This window comes from Pseudomonas sp. 22189, from assembly GCF_052045635.1.
GTDB lineage: Bacteria > Pseudomonadota > Gammaproteobacteria > Pseudomonadales > Pseudomonadaceae > Aquipseudomonas > Aquipseudomonas parakoreensis.
The window spans coordinates 1-479 of sequence record NZ_JBQEPG010000077.1 but is presented as its reverse complement, the minus strand read 5'-3'; the positions used below and the strand labels follow the sequence as shown (position 1 = coordinate 479).

The 479-nt window shown below is 48.4% G+C and carries 2 tRNA genes; both read left to right on the top strand.

Annotated features, from left to right (window positions below):
• Nucleotides 1–116: 116 nt before the first annotated feature.
• Nucleotides 117–193 (top strand) — tRNA-Ile (locus tag ACTJKS_RS28055).
• A 28-nt stretch (nt 194–221) separates the two neighbouring features.
• A tRNA-Ala gene (locus ACTJKS_RS28050) sits at nt 222–297 on the top strand.
• The last annotated feature ends 182 nt before the right edge of the window (nt 298–479 follow it).

Here is a 479-nt window from a genome sequence, read left to right as displayed (position 1 = left end):
GCCGTAGGGGAACCTGCGGCTGGATCACCTCCTTAATCGACGACATCAGCTGCTCCATAAGTTCCCACACGAATTGCTTGATTCATTGAAGAAGACGATAGAAGCAGCCCGAAATTGGGTCTGTAGCTCAGTTGGTTAGAGCGCACCCCTGATAAGGGTGAGGTCGGCAGTTCGAATCTGCCCAGACCCACCAATTTTGTGTGGGAAACCTGTAGAAATACGGGGCCATAGCTCAGCTGGGAGAGCGCCTGCCTTGCACGCAGGAGGTCAGCGGTTCGATCCCGCTTGGCTCCACCACCACTGCTTCTGAAGTTTGAAAGCTTAGAAATGAGCATTCCATCGCTGTGATGGTGAATGCTGATTTCTAGTCTTTTGATTAGATCGTTCTTTAAAAATTTGGGTATGTGATAGAAAGATAGACTGAACGTTACTTTCACTGGTAACGGATCAGGCTAAGGTAAAATTTGTGAGTGACTCTT